Source organism: Coprobacter fastidiosus (genome assembly GCF_030296935.1).
Lineage (GTDB): Bacteria > Bacteroidota > Bacteroidia > Bacteroidales > Coprobacteraceae > Coprobacter > Coprobacter fastidiosus.
This window is the reverse complement of the sequence record NZ_AP028032.1, coordinates 1,908,216-1,924,981: the sequence shown is the minus strand read 5'-3', so window position 1 is coordinate 1,924,981 and position 16,766 is coordinate 1,908,216. Positions and strand designations below refer to the sequence as shown.

18 protein-coding genes, 5 tRNA genes and 1 pseudogene are annotated in these 16,766 nt (G+C 38.8%); 20 read left to right on the top strand and 4 right to left on the bottom strand.

Translation table 11 applies throughout. The features are described from left to right. Positions 1-167: 167 nt before the first annotated feature. Complete coding sequence (gene rpmH, locus QUE35_RS07615; RefSeq protein WP_009318019.1) at positions 168-320, bottom strand: 50S ribosomal protein L34; 153 nt, start codon at positions 318-320, stop codon at positions 168-170. 183 nt (positions 321-503) lie between these two features. Between rpmH and efp the strand changes: the two genes are divergently transcribed. The 4 genes from efp to QUE35_RS07595 all read left to right on the top strand — a co-directional run bounded on the left by efp (position 504) and on the right by QUE35_RS07595 (position 5,906). Beyond that, positions 504-1,067, top strand: a complete 564-nt coding sequence (efp, locus tag QUE35_RS07610; protein ID WP_009318018.1) for an elongation factor P — start codon at positions 504-506, stop codon at positions 1,065-1,067. A 313-nt stretch (positions 1,068-1,380) separates the two neighbouring features. Beyond that, on the top strand, positions 1,381-2,043 hold the full coding sequence (gene queC / locus QUE35_RS07605) for a 7-cyano-7-deazaguanine synthase QueC (RefSeq protein ID WP_009318017.1): 663 nt from the start codon (positions 1,381-1,383) through the stop codon (positions 2,041-2,043). Between the two features lie 38 nt (positions 2,044-2,081). Beyond that, positions 2,082-3,119 carry a glycosyltransferase family 2 protein gene (locus tag QUE35_RS07600; RefSeq protein WP_489696397.1) on the top strand — a complete coding sequence of 346 codons (1,038 nt, stop codon included), beginning with the start codon at positions 2,082-2,084 and terminating at the stop codon, positions 3,117-3,119. A 198-nt stretch (positions 3,120-3,317) separates the two neighbouring features. Next, positions 3,318-5,906, top strand: coding sequence for a DUF5686 and carboxypeptidase-like regulatory domain-containing protein (locus QUE35_RS07595; RefSeq protein ID WP_022603084.1), 2,589 nt, complete (start codon positions 3,318-3,320; stop codon positions 5,904-5,906). A 113-nt stretch (positions 5,907-6,019) separates the two neighbouring features. Here QUE35_RS07595 and QUE35_RS07590 read toward each other — a convergent pair whose 3' ends face one another. Beyond that, positions 6,020-6,952 (bottom strand): UDP-glucuronic acid decarboxylase family protein, encoded by a 933-nt coding sequence (locus tag QUE35_RS07590; protein ID WP_022603085.1) that lies wholly within the window; start codon positions 6,950-6,952, stop codon positions 6,020-6,022. Positions 6,953-7,080: 128 nt separating this feature from the next. On the opposite strand from QUE35_RS07590, the gene radC reads away from it, so the two are divergent. Beyond that, a complete protein-coding gene (gene radC / locus QUE35_RS07585; RefSeq protein WP_022603086.1) occupies positions 7,081-7,782 on the top strand; it encodes a RadC family protein in 702 nt (233 codons plus the stop codon). A 111-nt stretch (positions 7,783-7,893) separates the two neighbouring features. Here radC and QUE35_RS07580 read toward each other — a convergent pair whose 3' ends face one another. Both QUE35_RS07580 and QUE35_RS07575 read right to left on the bottom strand, forming a co-directional pair. Continuing rightward, positions 7,894-8,427, bottom strand: a complete 534-nt coding sequence (locus tag QUE35_RS07580) for a gamma carbonic anhydrase family protein (protein WP_022603087.1) — start codon at positions 8,425-8,427, stop codon at positions 7,894-7,896. 10 nt (positions 8,428-8,437) lie between these two features. Beyond that, positions 8,438-10,225, bottom strand: a complete 1,788-nt coding sequence (locus QUE35_RS07575) for an aminopeptidase P family protein (protein WP_022603089.1) — start codon at positions 10,223-10,225, stop codon at positions 8,438-8,440. A 307-nt stretch (positions 10,226-10,532) separates the two neighbouring features. Between QUE35_RS07575 and rpsU the strand changes: the two genes are divergently transcribed. The 15 genes and pseudogenes from rpsU to rplL all read left to right on the top strand — a co-directional run bounded on the left by rpsU (position 10,533) and on the right by rplL (position 16,700). Continuing rightward, on the top strand, positions 10,533-10,724 hold the full coding sequence (gene rpsU, locus QUE35_RS07570) for a 30S ribosomal protein S21 (RefSeq protein WP_009318008.1): 192 nt from the start codon (positions 10,533-10,535) through the stop codon (positions 10,722-10,724). Between the two features lie 73 nt (positions 10,725-10,797). Further along, positions 10,798-11,679, top strand: a pseudogene (locus QUE35_RS07565) (tyrosine recombinase XerC); the annotation flags it as partial. A gap of 18 nt (positions 11,680-11,697) precedes the next feature. Continuing rightward, the gene (hpf, locus tag QUE35_RS13700) at positions 11,698-12,000 is read left to right on the top strand and encodes a ribosome hibernation-promoting factor, HPF/YfiA family (protein WP_009318004.1); all 303 of its coding nucleotides are present in this window, start codon (positions 11,698-11,700) and stop codon (positions 11,998-12,000) included. A 93-nt stretch (positions 12,001-12,093) separates the two neighbouring features. Beyond that, a tRNA-Thr gene (locus QUE35_RS07560) sits at positions 12,094-12,167 on the top strand. A gap of 11 nt (positions 12,168-12,178) precedes the next feature. Beyond that, positions 12,179-12,261 (top strand) — tRNA-Tyr (locus tag QUE35_RS07555). A gap of 9 nt (positions 12,262-12,270) precedes the next feature. Next, positions 12,271-12,343, top strand: a tRNA-Gly gene (locus tag QUE35_RS07550). A gap of 6 nt (positions 12,344-12,349) precedes the next feature. Continuing rightward, positions 12,350-12,421, top strand: a tRNA-Thr gene (locus QUE35_RS07545). Positions 12,422-12,470: 49 nt separating this feature from the next. After that, complete coding sequence (gene tuf / locus QUE35_RS07540; RefSeq protein ID WP_009318002.1) at positions 12,471-13,658, top strand: elongation factor Tu; 1,188 nt, start codon at positions 12,471-12,473, stop codon at positions 13,656-13,658. A 40-nt stretch (positions 13,659-13,698) separates the two neighbouring features. Then, positions 13,699-13,771: transfer RNA gene (locus tag QUE35_RS07535), tRNA-Trp, on the top strand. Between the two features lie 15 nt (positions 13,772-13,786). Next, on the top strand, positions 13,787-13,981 hold the full coding sequence (secE, locus tag QUE35_RS07530; RefSeq protein ID WP_031258964.1) for a preprotein translocase subunit SecE: 195 nt from the start codon (positions 13,787-13,789) through the stop codon (positions 13,979-13,981). A 15-nt stretch (positions 13,982-13,996) separates the two neighbouring features. Further along, on the top strand, positions 13,997-14,539 hold the full coding sequence (gene nusG, locus QUE35_RS07525) for a transcription termination/antitermination protein NusG (protein WP_022390109.1): 543 nt from the start codon (positions 13,997-13,999) through the stop codon (positions 14,537-14,539). A 59-nt stretch (positions 14,540-14,598) separates the two neighbouring features. Then, positions 14,599-15,042 carry a 50S ribosomal protein L11 gene (rplK, locus tag QUE35_RS07520; RefSeq protein ID WP_009318000.1) on the top strand — a complete coding sequence of 148 codons (444 nt, stop codon included), beginning with the start codon at positions 14,599-14,601 and terminating at the stop codon, positions 15,040-15,042. Positions 15,043-15,057: 15 nt separating this feature from the next. Next, complete coding sequence (rplA, locus tag QUE35_RS07515; protein WP_009317999.1) at positions 15,058-15,756, top strand: 50S ribosomal protein L1; 699 nt, start codon at positions 15,058-15,060, stop codon at positions 15,754-15,756. A gap of 11 nt (positions 15,757-15,767) precedes the next feature. Continuing rightward, positions 15,768-16,280 (top strand): 50S ribosomal protein L10, encoded by a 513-nt coding sequence (gene rplJ / locus QUE35_RS07510; protein ID WP_009317998.1) that lies wholly within the window; start codon positions 15,768-15,770, stop codon positions 16,278-16,280. 48 nt (positions 16,281-16,328) lie between these two features. After that, positions 16,329-16,700: a 50S ribosomal protein L7/L12 gene (rplL, locus tag QUE35_RS07505; protein ID WP_009317997.1), complete on the top strand. Its 372-nt coding sequence runs from the start codon at positions 16,329-16,331 to the stop codon at positions 16,698-16,700. Positions 16,701-16,766: the final 66 nt, after the last annotated feature.

The window sequence follows — 16,766 nt, the reverse complement described above, 5'->3', positions numbered from 1 at the left end:
TAAACAACTCTTGGAATCTTCTTTACTATAAAGATAAAAAGAAGAGAAGGATAAAATGATTTTTTACTCTACAAAAAAACGCAACAGATTAAAAACAATCTGTTGCGTTTTTAGGAGAAGTCTAAAAATAGAATTTCCTTTTAAGAGAAGTTCCCTTAAAATATTGTTTATCCGTTATATTCGTCAGATACTGTCAATTTTTTTCTGCCTTTAGCACGACGGGCAGCTAATACGCGACGTCCGTTTGCGGTAGCCATTCTCGAACGGAAACCGTGTTTATTTTTTCTTTTTCTGTTTGAAGGTTGAAATGTTCTTTTCATTGCCGTATATTTTTTATCGTTATTATTTCAAAATTCGGACTGCAAAAATAGATACTTTTTTTTAATAAACCAAAGGATAAATGGTTTTTAGACAAAACTTTTGCGTTTTTTTCTGATTTAGATTATTTTTGTACCCGGAAATCAGTGTCCATAATCGAACAATAATTTCAAATAGATAAAAATATGATTAATGCACAAGACATCAAGAACGGAACATGCATCCGTTTAGACGGTAAATTGTACTACTGTATCGAATTTCTTCATGTGAAACCCGGAAAGGGAAATACATTCATGCGTACCAAACTGAAAGAGGTAGTAAGCGGACGCGTTCTTGACCGTCGTTTTAATATCGGTGAAAAACTGGAAGATGTTCGTGTAGAACGCCGTCCGTTCCAGTTTTCTTACAATGAAGGAGATCATTATCATTTTCTGAATCAGGAAACGTGGGATGATGTTACTATCGATAAGGATCTTATTACCGGCGTTGACTTCTTGAAAGAAGGAATGGTGATAGAAGTTGTTTCGGATGCATCTACCGAAACGGTATTGTTTGCAGAGCTTCCGGTAAAAGTGGAACTTCAAGTTACCTATACCGAACCGGGAATTAAGGGAGATACTGCAACGAATACTTTAAAGCCGGCTACCGTAGAAACCGGTGCTGAAGTCCGTGTTCCTTTGTTCATTAATACAGGTGAAACGATTCGTATCGATACGAGAACAGGGGAATATATGGAACGTGTCCGTTAAGTCTGAGAAAGATTTAATATATTATTGCAACGATCCGGTAGTGAAAAGTCCCGGATCGTTTTTTTGTTGAGACAAATGGAAAATATAAAAACTTGGACGAAAAGACTTTTTCGAAGAATCTCAAAAGTTTCTTAGATTGTGTGTCAAAAACAGGGACTTGTATAAAAATGTATAGAAAATTTTATACTTTTGTGCCCTGAATATAAATCTTCCGTGTGCTTGCTACCACGTTAAAAACAAGAACTCCTTTCTCGTGTCCGTATAATCCCGGAAGAATATAATCTGTTTTTATTTTAAAATTCAATAAGAAGTTATGAAGCAAAAAGAAACTGCGTTGGTTTGTTTTTCCGGAGGGCAGGATTCTACTACTTGTCTGTTTTGGGCGTTGTCGCATTTTGAATCGGTCGAGGCTGTCTGTTTTATTTATGGTCAGAAACATGTGAAAGAGGTAGATGTAGCCCGTAAAATTGCGGCAGAAGCAGGTGTTCCGTTTGAAGTCCTTGATGTTTCTTTGATAGGTCAGTTGACCCATAATTCGTTGACAGACTCCAGTATGGTAATGGACAAAGAAAAGCCTGAAGATTCTTATCCGAATACGTTTGTGCCTGGGCGCAACATGGTTTTTTTGACATTTGCAGCTATTAAGGCATTTCAAAAAGGAATACGGCATTTAGTGACGGGTGTGTCACAAGCTGATTTTAGCGGTTATCCTGATTGTCGGGATACATTTGTCCGATCTTTGAACGTCTCTCTTAATTTAGCGATGGATGCGCATTTTGAAATACATACTCCGTTGATGTGGAGAGATAAAGAGTCCGTATGGAGATTGTCTGATGAATTAGGAGTTTTCGATCTGGTTCGGAATGAGACATTGACCTGTTATAACGGTATCCCTGCTGATGGCTGCGGAGAATGCCCTGCTTGTAAATTACGGAAACACGGTTTGGATTTGTATTTGAAACATCGTAACGGATAGAAATAATTTCAGGAGTTTTTTTAACATAAAACTAAAAAATACATACCTTTGTCCTTTCTCATAATACAGATAATGCTATGCCGTATTTTTCAGTTATCATACCGGTTTATAACCGTCCGGATGAAGTTCGGGAATTATTAGAAAGTCTGAGCAAACAGACATTAAAAGATTTTGAGGTTCTTTTAATTGAGGATGGTTCTGTCAATCGGTGTGATACGGTAGCTCAGGAGTTTGACAAAGATCTGAATATCTGTTATTTCTATAAAGAAAATTCGGGGCGTAGTCTTACTCGGAATTATGGAATGGAAAGAGCCTCGGGAGAATATTTGATTTTTTTTGATTCTGATTGTATCATTCCCGAGCGTTATTTCGAGATTGTCAAAGCTCGCTTGGAGGAAGATTATGTCGATTGTTTCGGCGGGCCTGATGCGGCACATACTTCTTTTAGTAATTTGCAAAAGGCGATCAGCTATTCTATGACTTCATTTTTTACTACAGGAGGTATTCGAGGTGGGAAAAAGGGTATGGAAAAGTTTACCCCGAGGACATTTAATATGGGCTTCTCTAAAGAGGTGTATAAGCGAGTGGGAGGTTTTAAAGATATGTTCGGCGAGGATATCGATTTGAGTTTACGAATTCAAAAAGCTGGTTTTCATACGGTTCTGATTCGGGATGCATTTGTATATCATAAACGTCGTGTGAGTTTCCGATCGTTTTATCGACAGGTTTCGGTATTCGGGAGAGCTCGTGTTGACTTATATTTGCTTCATCCGGAGTCGTTAAAGATCGTTCATCTTTTACCTGCGGCATTTGTACTTGGATCGTTGATATTGATCTTATTGTCATTTTTCTGTATATGGGCGTTACTCCCGTTGATTGTATATTTTTTGGCTCTGTTTTTTGAATCATTGGTTTGTAATCATAGTTTACGGATTGCGGGTTTGTCGGTTTTGACAAGTATCATACAGTTAGGCGGATATGGTATTGGTTTTTTAAGTGCATTTATTAAAAAAGTAGTTTTTCGTCAGACAGGAGACCTGAATGCAGACCTTGAGAGATTATATAAGAAGAAATAAGAAGATTACATATTCGTTTTTTTATCTGCTAATGTTTAAAATGATATTTATTTCGCCTATTCTTTCCAAATATTCCCTTTATCTCTATTGAAAATGTCGCTTTTGGACTATTAAATGCGATAAAGAGAACTTTTTTTATATCTATCTGTTGTTCTATCTTTGCCCGAGTTGGTGAAAAAGATAAAAAGATGGTTTTAAATGGAAAGGTTAAATAGGTTTCGAGGTTTTTGTTTTTCATCTTTTTGTGATAATATTCGCACGTATCTGGTTACGTTGTTTCTTCTGCTGTTCGGTGTATCGGTACAAGCGCAGAAGACCGTGACGGGATATGTGACCGATTCTATTTCCGGAGAACCGGTTTCCTATGCTTCTGTGTATGTAAAAAGTACGGGAACAGGTACAAGGAGTGATGATGACGGTCGATTTGTGTTGAAACGTCCTTCAGTATCTACTGAAATTGTTATTTCTGCTATCGGTTATGTTGAGAAAACCGTAAAACTTACGTCGGGGAGTAGTACGACTTTGCAGATACAAATGAGACCAGCCGACTATCAGTTGAAGGAAGTTGTTGTTCGTCCCAAAAAAGAGCGGTATAAACGGAAAGGGAATCCTGCGGTAGATTTTGTGAAAAATGTTATGGCAGCTAATGAGAAGAATGATCCAAGACAACATAATTATTATTCTTATGAGAGATATGAAAAGGTTACCTTTGCTTTAAATGACTTTAAGAATAATAAAATTGCCGGGAAAAAGTATGATTTCTTGTCGGCTTATATAGACTCGTCCGATATTTCCCGGAAACCGGTATTGAATATTTCGGAACGGGAAAAGCTCGAGACAATCTATTTCCGTAAATCTCCTCATACCGAGAAAACAATAATTCTGGGGAAAAAACATTCTGGAATGGATGAGGTTATATCTCCCCAAGGTATGGAAGCGATGATGAACGAGACATTTAAGGACGTCGACTTATTTAAAAATAATATTTCCTTGTTTACGAATAAATTTGTAAGTCCTTTATCGTCAATAGGACCATCTTTCTATAAATATTATTTGGCAGATACAGTGGTTTTGGAGGGAGATTCCTGCGCGATATTGTCTTTTGCTCCTGCAAATTCCGAATCTTTCGGATTTGTCGGGCAGATGTGGGTAACTTTAGATTCCACGTGGTTTGTAAAAAGAGCCCGTTTGCTTTTATCGACAAATATCAATCTGAATTTTGTAGAGGATATGGAAATTGACCAGAGTTATACGCGAGCTCCTGATGGGACGCGTCTGGTTCAAAGGGATTTCTTGACTACGGATTTTAAATTAAAATCGAACAGTAAAAGCGGAATACATGCTCGAAGGCTAGTTACATTTAAAGACCAGAGCTTTGATCCTCCTGAAGATATGTCGATATTTAGTATTCCCGAAAAGGAAAAGTTGGCAGACGGAGCAGAGTCGAGGAAAGAGGATTTTTGGAAAGAACGTCGGCATGAACCTTTACAGGGAAAGGAGAATCTCGTTGCTCGAATGATGACGCAGTTGAGGTCTTATCCGGCTTTTTATTATACGGAGAAAGTTATCGGTGCTTTAGTTGCAGGATATATACCGACCCGAAAAGAGAAAAATCTTATTGATTTAGGACCGATGAATACGACAATCAGTGGAAACTCGTTAGAGGGTGCTCGATTTAGGGTCGGCGGGATGACTACAGCGAATTTGAATCCGCATTGGTTTGGTAAAGCTTATTTGGCATACGGAACTAAAGATAAGAAATTGAAATATTTAGCTGAAGTCGAATATTCATTTTTGCGGAAGAAGGAACATCAGAATGAGTTCCCTATACATTCTCTGAAAGCCTCGTATAATTATGATATAGATCAGTTGGGACAACATTATTTATATACGAATAAAGATAATGTGTTTCTTTCGGTAAAACGTAAGAGAGATAGTCGGGTGACCTATTTGCGAGATGCCCGTTTGGAATATACACGTGAATTTTACTCGGGGTTTTCTTATAAGGCAATTTTGCGTTATCGTACTCAGTATGCGACGCCGAATTTTGTCCCGTTTTTGAAAATGAGTGAGATAGAGGGAGAATATACTCCGGTGAAAGACTATTCTATGGGAGAGTTGGAGGTGCGGTTGCGATATGCACCGAATGAAAAATATTATCAAAGTAAATCATATCGTTATCCGGTTTCGTTGGATATGCCGGTTTTTACTTTATCTCATATCGTTGCGCATAAAGGAGTGATGGGTAGTGATTACTCGTATAATTGTACGGAATTCGGGTTTCAGAAACGATTTTGGTTTTCCGCATTCGGTTATACCGATGTGATATTACGGGCAGGAAAAGTTTGGGATAAAGTTCCGTTCCCGTTATTGCTTATTCCGAATGCGAATCTTTCATATACGATTCAGCCGGAATCGTTTACCCAGATGAATGCCATGGAATTTTTGAATGACCAATATGTATCGTGGGATGTTACCTATTATGCCAATGGTTGGATATTCAATCGGATACCGTTCTTAAAAAAACTGCAATGGAGAGAAGTCGGAACATTTCGAGGATGGTATGGAGATTTGAGTAAGAAAAATATCCCGACAGCTGAAAACGGATTGTTCGTATTCCCTGAAGGCAGTTATGTAATGGGGAAAATGCCTTATATGGAAGCCGGAGTGGGGATAGAAAATATTTTTAAGTTTCTTCGACTTGATTATGTCTGGCGTCTGACCTATCGGGATCATCCTCATATCAATAAACACGGAGTCCGTTTCTCCATGAGATTTACATTTTAGGGGCGTTGGTCTGAGCCGGTATGAATCCGATTATAAAAAATCCCGAATTAATGAATTCATTCCGTTTGAGAGGATTTCATGTTTTCGGGATTTTACTATGTAGATTCTTTGGGTTATAGAATTCGTTTGAAATATTCGATAGTTTCTTTTAGACCATCTTCTAAAGCAATTGTTGGTTTCCACTTCAGCTTTTCTTTGGCCAAAGAGATATCGGGTTTTCTTTGAGTAGGGTCATCTGCCGGAAGAGGCATGAATACCAGTTTTGATTTCGACCCGGTGAGGCGAATGACCTTTTCTGCTAATTCGAGCATAGTAAATTCTCCCGGATTTCCAAGATTGACAGGTCCGATAAAGTTTTCATTTTCCATCATTCGAATCATGCCTTCTACCAAATCGCTTACGTATTGAAAACTGCGGGTTTGCAATCCGTTTCCGTAAATTGTCAAATCTTTTCCTTGTAAAGCTTGGACGATAAAATTAGAAACTACTCGACCGTCTTGCGGGTGCATATTCGGTCCGTAGGTGTTGAATATACGGATTATACGAATATCCACATTGTTACATCTGTGATAATCCATAAATAAGGTTTCGGCACAGCGTTTACCTTCATCATAACAAGAACGAATACCAATAGGATTGACATTTCCCCAATAACTTTCTACTTGCGGATGTATTTGGGGATCTCCGTAAACTTCGCTTGTAGAGGCTTGTAAGACCCGTGCTCCGGTCTTTTTTGCAATTCCCAATACATTTATAGAGCCTAATATAGAAGCTTTTATTGTTTGAATAGGGTCATATTGGTAATGTATGGGAGATGCCGGACAAGCCAGATTGTATATTTGGTCGGTTTCGAGATAATAAGGCGTTGTGATGTCGTGGCGAATGACTTCGAAATAGGGATTTTTCAATAAATGAACGATATTTTCTTTACTCCCTGTAAAAAAGTTATCCAGACATATTACTTCATTGCCTTCGTCTAAAAGTCGTTCACATAAGTGAGAACCGATGAATCCGGCTCCTCCGGTAACTAATATTCTCTTTTTCATAAAAGGTGTTATTGAATAAGTCTTAAGAGCAAATGTCGTAAAAAAATATGTATGACCGAAATTTATTTCCGGATTCTTTTGAACGAATATAAAAAGGGCTATATTCGTTTCTGATTTATTATTGCTATATGATGAAAATGAGAGATAAAATGGTGATAACCGATTGGGCTTTGGAAGATAGACCTCGGGAAAAAATGCTTTTAAAGGGCATTCGCTCATTATCGAATGCCGAACTGATCGCAATTTTGATAGGTTCGGGAAATAGGAGGGAAACTGCGGTGGAATTATCGCAACGTATTTTGAATAATATGGGGAATAGTCTGAACCGTTTGGGAAAAGTTTCTGTACAAGACCTTACCGGACAATTTGAGGGTATAGGAGAAGCTAAAGCTATCAGCATTATTGCTGCATTAGAGTTAGGGCGTAGGAGGAAAAGTGAGGATGTCTTGACAAGGCGCAAGATAACTTGTAGCAGGGATGTTTATGATTTGATGTATGCGTCTATGGTAGACTTGCCTCAGGAAGAATTTTGGATTGTGCTGTTAAATGCAGCTAATACGGTTTTGGATATTATCCGTATCAGTCAAGGAGGAACGGCTGCAACCTTGGTCGATGTCAAATTGGTTCTTAAACCTGCGATTTTGCAGCAAGCATCCTCGATAATGTTATGCCACAATCACCCTTCTAACAATGCTACTCCGAGTCAGGCGGATTATGAGTTGACTGCTAAGATTGTTTCTGCAGCGTCTTTTTTAGATATTCGGGTTCTCGACCATCTGATTATTTGTGAAAGCGGGTATTATAGTTTTGCTGATGAAGGACGTTTATAAAGTATTCTGTATTCTAGAAAGAGAAGCAGGAGATCTTCTAAAAAACGAAAAGTAGCCTGTTTTTAAGGTTTTAGTTCAGACAGAGTCTTAAAAACAGGCTATTGATAATGATTACTTGTTTGATTGCCCGTCGGTTTTATACCAATCAGAATACATCAAGTAATTTTTTGCAATTTTTTGATTGATTTCTTTTGATTGTTCAGGATCTACCATTTTTATAAATTTAGCGGGTGCACCTCCCCATAATTCACCCGGTTTTATTTCTGTTTTGCTTAAGACAACAGACCCTGCGGCGACAATAGCTCCTTCGCCCACTATGGCATGATCGAGTATCACCGATCCCATACCTATAAGAGCACCGTCTTTTATCGTAGCTCCGTGTATGGTGACGTTGTGTCCGATTGAGACGTCATTCCCGATTTCTATTGTCGATTTTTGGTAAAGAGTGTGAAGTACCGATCCGTCTTGAATATTTACCCGGTTACCGATATGAATGGAATTTACGTCTCCCCGTAAAACCGCGTTGAACCATATACTGCAATCGTTGCCTAAAACAACATCGCCTATAAGGGTCGCATTATCTGCTAAGAAACAATTGTTTCCGATTTTGGGGGTGTACCCCCGAACGCTTTTTATAAGAGCCATAGTCTGATTTTTAAAGTTTATCTGTTGCTTTTTTCAACCATTCTTTTGCTTCACTGTCCAATGCCGGACTCAGTTTTTCGAATACAGTTTGATGGTAGTTATCCAGCCATTCTATTTCTTCCTTTGTTAATAAAGCTTTGTCTATGGCATTCTTATCTATCGGGAAAAGCGTAAGTGTCTCGAATTTGTAGAACTTACCGAAATCTGTTTCACGATCTTCAACGACCAAAGTTAAGTTTTCGGTGCGAATACCGTATTCTCCGGCAATGTAAACACCCGGTTCATTAGATGTAACCATACCCGGAGTCAAAGGTGTGGGATTCTCTTCTAAGCGGATGTTTTGAGGACCTTCGTGCACATTAAGAAAATGTCCGATGCCATGACCCGTCCCGTGAAGATAATTCTGCCCTTCGTTCCAAAGAAATCGTCTTGCCAGAATATCTATTTGTGTACCTCTTGTTCCTTGAGGAAACCGACATGTCGCAATGCCGATATGGCCTTTTAACACTAATGTGAAATCTCTTTTTTGTTTTGCACTCAGTTTCCCCAAAGCAATAGTGCGGGTAATATCGGTTGTTCCGTCGAGATACTGAGCTCCGGAGTCTATTAATAGGAAGCCTTCCGGTTTCAGAGTTGCATTTGTTTCGGGAGTAGCGCTATAATGCACAATGGCTCCGTGGGCATTGAACCCTGCTATTGTGGAAAAACTTTCTCCAACGTAAAGGGCTTGCTGGGAACGATATTCTCTTAGTTTCTCGCTGATTGTGATTTCTGTAACATTCCCGTCTTTCACATGAGATTCTAACCACCGGAAAAAATGAACTAATGCGACTCCGTCTCGTATCATCGCATCTTTAAATCCCGCTATTTCGGTTTTATTTTTCAAGCTTTTTTCCCAAGTAATAGGGGAATTGCCGAAAATGATTTTTTGTCCGCTTGAGATAGCATTGACCAGACTATAATTGATCTTTCGAGGGTCTATAAATATAGTTTCCGATCCGGAAAGGTTTTTTAAAAAATCATAAATTTTTTCGTATTGGGCGATTTTAATGTCGTTTTCTTGTAGGTATTCAGCCGTGTCTTTATTGATCTTTTGGGCATTGACAAATAATATCCGTTCTTTTTCCGAGATATAAGAGAAACAAATTCCTACAGGATTGCATGGAACATCCGTTCCTCTAATATTTAAAAACCAAGCAATTTCATCTAATGCTGCTAACAGGATGGCATTAGCGCCTTCTGCTTTTATCTTATTTAATATTCTGGATATTTTGCTTTCGGTAGATTCCCCGCTATATTTCTCAGGATACACGAATATAGGATCGTTCGGAATTGAAGGTCGGTCATCCCAGATTTTCTCAAATGGAGTGAAATCTGAGATTAGAGAAAATCCTTTATCTTCGAAATAGTGTTTTAATTGTTGAGCTTCGCTGTACGAAAACATCGATCCGTCTATTCCGATTACAGACCCTGAAGGTAATGTATCGACCAGCCATTTTTGAATTGATGGAGTTTCGGGCAGCCCATCTTTAAAAAGGATGAAATCGCTTCCTTCAAGTTGAATTCCTGCTTGGAGGAAATAACGGGAATCTGTCCATAGCCCGGCCTGCTTTTCTGTTACGACAGCAGTCCCGGCCGATCCGTTGAATCCTGATATCCATCCGCGAGCTTTCCAATGGTCTGCACTGTATTCGCTTAAGTGGGGATCGGTTCCCGGAATGATAAAAGCCGATATTTGCTGTTCGTTCATTATTTGCCGAAGAGCTTTTACTCGTTCTAAAGTTGGATTTTTAGTCATATTCGGTAAGTTTTATTCCTTGAAATTAATATGGGTCATTTTTTTAATTGATATATAGATATATAAATGATTAACCACTTGCATACAAAGGTATGATTTAATATTTAGAAATGAAAAAACAGAATGTGTATATTTTTTAGAGAATCAATTGTCGTAGATGTCTTTATAAATAGTTTTTTAATGGTGCAAAAAATGTAAAAAAGGACTCTAAACGGTGAAAATAATATCGAAAGGTTTGTTTATCAAGAAACAATGTTTAATTTTGCACCGCGTTTTTAGATGATAAAATCTTTTAATTATAAAAAATATGATAGTAGTTCCAGTAAAAGAAGGCGAAAACATTGAAAAGGCATTGAAGAAATTCAAAAGAAAATTTGAGAAAACCGGTGTGATTAAAGAACTTAGAAACAGACAGGCATTTGAAAAACCTTCGGTTGCTAATCGTAAAAAAATAATGCGCGCCATTTATATTCAGAAATTGCAACAAGTAGAGGAATAAAAACATTCTCTTTAGTTGGAAGATTGAATTCTTTTTTTTACATTCGTAGCGTAAGTCAAAAGCTACGCTCTTTATGTGTATTGAATCATTTCTAAGATATATTCGGTATGAGAAGAACTTTTCTTCCCATACCGTTCTGTCTTATAGAAATGATTTATTGCAGTTTGTAGACTATTATTTTACTTGTAAGTCCGAAAGGTTTTCTCCCAAATCTGTAGATCGGGATCTGGTTCGAAATTGGATTGTGTATTTGGTTGAAAAGGGGAGGACGCCTCGGTCTATTAGTCGTAAAGTCTCTACATTGCGTTCGTTCTTTAAATTTTTGGTCAAAGAGGGAATTATTCCTTTTACGCCTATACAGAATATTCAGTTGCCTAAGATTAGTAAACCATTACCTGCTTTTTTAAAAGAAGAAGAGATGGATTTGCTGTTGGACGGTATTGATTTCGGAGATAACTTTCGAGGTGTTAGGGATAAGTTGATTATAAATATGTTTTATTCTACCGGTATTCGTCGCGGAGAGTTGATTGGGCTACAGGATGTGGATGTGGATATTTATATGTCTGCGATGAAGGTTACAGGGAAGCGTAATAAACAACGGATTATTCCTTTTGGGAAGGAACTCCGTATTCAGATAGAGGGGTACCGAAGTGTTAGGGACAGAGATGTGAAGGGGGAACATAAGTCTTTTTTTGTAAAAGAAGATGGGCAGCCTCTTTATCCTGAGCTTGTATACAGGATCGTGACTCGTTATTTGAATATGGTAAGTACGTTGACCAAAAAAAGTCCCCATGTGTTGCGTCACACATTTGCTTCGGCAATGTTGAACAACGGGGCGGAATTGAACAGTATAAAAGAGTTGCTTGGGCATAGTTCTTTAGCTTCGACGGAAGTGTATACGCATATTACGTTCGAAGAATTAAAACAAAGTTATAAACAGGCTCATCCTCGAGCCGAAAAAAAGGAGGGCGTTATGAAAATTAGTATTCAATCGATTCATTTTGATGCTTCGGCACAGCTCGAAAGTTTTATTCAGAAAAAAGTTGCGAAATTGGGTCAGTACTGTGACGATATTATGTCTGCAGAAGTTGTTTTGAAAGTTGTTAAGCCCGAGACCGCTCAAAATAAAGAGGCTTCTATCAAATTGTTGGTTCCGAAGTCTGACGACATTTTCTCAAGTAAAGTTGCAGATACGTTTGAGGAAGCTGTAGATGTGGCTGTAGACGCTTTGGTAAAGCAGTTGCAGAAAATGAAAGAAAAAATGAGAGCTAAATAAAAAAAGAGTCTAATATTTTTGTAGTTTAAAATTTATCGCTAAATTTGCACCCGTTTCGCATTGGATTGACGGTGACGTTGATGGGTGCAATTTGCCGATGTAGCTCAGTTGGCCAGAGCACGTGATTTGTAATCTCGGGGTCGTGGGTTCGAATCCCTCCATCGGCTCAATAATTTTAGGGCGAATACCAGAGTGGCCAAATGGGGCAGACTGTAAATCTGCTGTCTTACGACTTCGGTGGTTCGAATCCATCTTCGCCCACGATTTATTGCGGGAATAGCTCAGTTGATAGAGCATTAGCCTTCCAAGCTGAGGGTCGCGGGTTTGAGTCCCGTTTCCCGCTCTAAATGCCAATGTAGCTCAGCGGTAGAGCACTTCCTTGGTAAGGAAGAGGTCACGGGTTCAAGTCCCGTCATCGGCTCTTGTTTTGAATGCTAATCATTAATCAAAAATAAATAACAAGTTAAGTTATGGCTAAAGAACAGTTTCAACGGACAAAGCCTCATGTTAACATTGGTACTATCGGTCATGTTGACCACGGTAAAACCACTTTAACTGCTGCTATCACTACAGTGTTGGCAAAAAAAGGTCTTTCAGAATTGAAGTCTTTCGATCAGATCGACAATGCTCCTGAAGAAAAAGAAAGAGGTATTACTATTAATACTTCACATGTAGAATACGAAACAGAAAAACGTCACTATGCGCACGTTGACTGTCCGGGTCACGCAGACTATGTAAAAAACATGGTTACTGGTGCTGCTCAGATGGATGGTGCTATCATTGTTGTTGCTGCAACTGATGGTCCTATGCCTCAGACTCGTGAACACATCTTGTTGGCTCGTCAGGTAAACGTTCCTCGTTTGGTTGTATTTTTGAATAAATGCGATATGGTTGACGACGAAGAGATGCTTGAACTTGTAGAAATGGAGATGAGAGAGTTGTTGTCTGCTTATGAATATGATGGAGACAATACTCCTATTATCCGCGGTTCTGCACTTGGAGCATTGAACGGAGAACCACAATGGGAAGAAAAAGTAATGGAATTGATGAACGCCGTAGATGAATGGATTCCTCTGCCTCCGCGTGATATCGATAAACCATTCTTGATGCCGGTTGAAGATGTATTCTCTATTACAGGTCGTGGTACTGTAGCTACTGGTCGTATTGAAACTGGTGTTATCAAAGTTGGTGACGAAGTTCAAATTATCGGTTTAGGTGCAGATGGTAAAAAATCTGTAGTTACCGGTGTTGAAATGTTCCGTAAACTTCTTGATCAGGGAGAAGCTGGTGACAACGTAGGTTTGTTACTTCGCGGTATCGATAAGAATGAAATCAAACGTGGTATGGTAATTTGCCATCCGGGACAGATTACGCCTCATTCTAAATTTAAAGCTCAAGTTTATATCTTGAAAAAAGAAGAAGGTGGTCGTCATACACCGTTCCATAACAAATACCGTCCTCAGTTCTATATTCGTACATTAGACGTAACCGGTGAAATTACTTTGCCGGAAGGAACTGAAATGGTTATGCCTGGTGACCACGTTACAATTACGGTAGAATTGATCTATCCGGTTGCTATCAATGTAGGTTTGCGTTTCGCTATTCGTGAAGGTGGACGTACAGTTGGTTCTGGTCAGATTACTGAAATCCTTGACTAAAAATAAATTTTTCAATCAGCCTGAAAGGGCTGATTGATATACGGGTCTAGCTCAGTTGGTAGAGCACTGGTCTCCAAAACCAGGTGTCGGGAGTTCGAGTCTCTCGACCCGTGCAAACTCAAAAGAGAATGAAAAAGATACTTGCAAATATAAAAGAGTCTTATAACGAATTGGTTTATAAGGTATCTTGGCCGACCAAATCCGAGTTGAGCAATAGCGCTGTAGTTGTCATGTTTGCTTCCCTAATTATAGCTATAGTGGTATTTGCGATGGACCAGTGTTTTGACCATATCATGCAGTTCATTTATAATAAAATGTTCTAATCGGGGGAGATAAAAATGTCTGAACAAAAAAGAGGATGGTACGTTTTGCGTGCCATTAGTGGTAAAGAGAACAAGGTCAAAGAATATCTTGATGCAGAAATCAAGAATACTGATCTTGGTGATTACGTGTCTCAGGTTTTGATCCCAACCGAAAAGGTTTATTCTGTTCGTAATGGAAAAAAGATCACAAAAGAAAAAAATCTTTATCCGGGATATGTTTTTGTTGAGGCACTTCTTGTAGGAGAGGTGTCACATCGTTTGCGTAATACTACCAACGTTATCGGTTTTTTGGGAGGGACTACGAATCCCGATCCTTTGAGACCTGCGGAGGTTAGCCGGATGTTGGGTGCTGTAGATGAACTTCAGGAAAGTGGGGAAGAGTTGAATATTCCTTATTTTGTGGGAGAGACCGTAAAAGTAAATTATGGTCCGTTCAATGGTTTCAGCGGCGTGATCGAAGAAGTAAATAACGAAAAGAAGAAGCTGAAAGTTATGGTGAAAATATTCGGGCGTAAAACACCGCTCGAATTGGGTTTTATGCAAGTAGAGAAGGAGTAGCAGAGTGGTTACGCACTATTGTTATGCCTGTTTTATAACAAATCAAATTATTAGACAAAATGGCTAAAGAAATTGCTGGACAGATCAAATTACAGATTAAAGGAGGTGCAGCAAACCCATCTCCCCCTGTAGGCCCTGCATTGGGTTCTAAAGGGATTAATATTATGGAGTTTTGCAAGCAATTCAATGCCCGCACTCAAGACAAAGCCGGAAAGGTATTGCCTGTTGTAATTACTTATTACAGTGACAAATCTTTCGATTTTATCGTTAAGACTCCTCCTGTTGCCATTCAATTGCTCGAAGCAGCAAAAGTAAAGAGTGGATCGGCAGAGCCTAATCGTAAAAAAGTGGCTTCGATTACTTGGGATCAGGTCAAAGCAATTGCTGAAGACAAAATGGTCGATTTGAACTGTTTTACTTTAGAATCAGCGATGACGATGGTTGCTGGTACAGCTAGAAGTATGGGTATAACCGTAAATGGGGAATTCCCGGTAAATAATTAATAAACTTCAATTGAAATGGGTAAACTGACAAAAAATCAAAAGTTAGCTTTAGACAAAATTGAAGCAGGGAAGGCCTATTCACTCAGCGAAGCTTCAGCTTTGGTAAAGGAAATTACTTTTACGAAGTTCGATTCTTCTGTTGATGTTGATGTTCGTTTAGGCGTTGACCCACGTAAAGCTAACCAGATGGTGAGAGGCGTTGTTTCTCTTCCTCATGGAACCGGAAAGCAAACTCGGGTATTAGTACTTTGTACTCCCGATCAGGAAGCTGATGCTAAAGCCGCCGGTGCCGACTATGTTGGGTTAGATGAATATATTGAAAAGATCAAAGGTGGTTGGACTGATATTGACGTGATCATCACTATGCCTGCTATTATGGGTAAAATCGGTGCTTTAGGTCGTGTGTTAGGTCCGAGAGGCTTGATGCCTAACCCTAAAAGCGGAACTGTTACCAATGAGATCGGAAAAGCGGTTAAAGAGGTAAAACAAGGTAAGATTGATTTCAAAGTAGATAAGAACGGTATTGTACATGCTTCTGTAGGAAAAGTTTCTTTCTCTGCCGAGCAAATTCGTGACAATGCGAGAGAGTTTATTTCAGCTTTGATAAAATTGAAACCGACAGCTGCTAAAGGCACATATGTTAAGAGTGTTTATCTTTCAAGTACAATGAGTCCGGGTATTAAGATCGATCCGAAATCAATTGATGAGATTTAAAAAATTGAATTATGAAAAAGGAAGATAAAAGCACAGTAATAGAACAGATCGCAGCCACACTCAAGGAATACAGTCATTTTTATCTGACGGAAACATCCGCTCTGAATGCAGAAAAGACTAGTGCATTGAGACGTGAATGTTTTAAGAATGATATCAAAATGCTGGTCGTAAAAAATGCGTTGTTGCATAAGGCGATGGAAAGTCTTGAAACAGATTATAGCCCGCTTTACGACTGTTTGAAAGGCTCTACGACCATAATGTTCTCTAATACAGGTAATGCTCCTGCAAAATTGATCAAGGAGTTTAAGAAAAACTCTGATCTTCTTGGTTTCAAAGCTGCTTATGTTGAAGAAAGCTTCTATGGGGCTGATCAACTTGATGCATTAGTTGCTATTAAGAGTAAAAATGAACTTATCGCTGATGTTATCGCTCTGTTACAATCGCCTGCGAAGAACGTTGTATCGGCACTTCAATCAAGCGGTTCTACAATACATGGAGTATTGCAAACTCTATCAGAAAGATAATTTTTTAGAAAATAAATTAGTAAAAATAACAAATTAAATCATACAAAAATGGCAGATTTGAAAGCTTTTGCAGAACAATTAGTAAACCTGACCGTAAAAGAAGTAAACGAACTTGCTCAAATTTTGAAAGACGAGTACGGTATTGAACCTGCTGCTGCAGCTGTTGCTGTTGCTGCTCCTGCCGCTGCTGGTGCAGCTGCTGAAGAAAAGACATCTTTTGATGTTGTTTTGAAAGCCGCTGGTGCTAACAAGTTGGCTATTGTTAAATTAGTAAAAGAATTGACCGGTCTTGGTTTGAAAGAAGCTAAAGATCTGGTTGACGGTGCTCCTAGCAACTTGAAAGAAGGTTTGGCTAAAGCCGAAGCTGAAGCATTGAAAAAACAATTAGAAGAAGCTGGAGCTGAAGTTGAACTTAAATAGTATTTCCTGATACTCAGGTACTTTGGTAAAGAGTCCTCAGTGAGAGGCCTCTTTACCTTTTTGTGT